This window comes from Streptomyces regalis (genome assembly GCF_001509475.1).
Lineage (GTDB): Bacteria > Actinomycetota > Actinomycetes > Streptomycetales > Streptomycetaceae > Streptomyces > Streptomyces regalis.
Map to the genome: position 1 here is coordinate 1 of NZ_LLZG01000283.1, position 324 is coordinate 324.

1 pseudogene is annotated in these 324 nt (G+C 73.1%); it reads right to left on the reverse strand.

Features of this window, described 5'->3' with window-relative positions:
* Window positions 1-259: pseudogene (locus ADL12_RS56815) on the reverse strand (ABC transporter ATP-binding protein); the annotation flags it as partial.
* Window positions 260-324: the final 65 nt, after the last annotated feature.

The window sequence follows — 324 nt, forward strand, 5'->3', positions numbered from 1 at the left end:
GCCCCCCACCCCCCTGCCCCACCCCCCCCCCCCCCTCGGCCACCAGCACGGTCCGCGGGGCCCGCCGATCCGCCTGCCAAGCGAGCCGGAAACTCGACGCCAACAACGACGGCAACCGCGTCACCAGGGCCCGGAAGCTCAGCTCCAGAAAGGCGTCCCGATGCTGGTTCCACCCCATGTCGTACCGCAGGGGACCCCCGAAAAGCAGCCGCTCCGACTCAGAAACCCCGCCCTCACCAGCACCGCGCTTCTTCCCCACGCCAGCCCCTCCCCCGACCGCCTCGTGACGGAGGGCCACTATGGCGGGGTGGGGGCGTTGGGGGG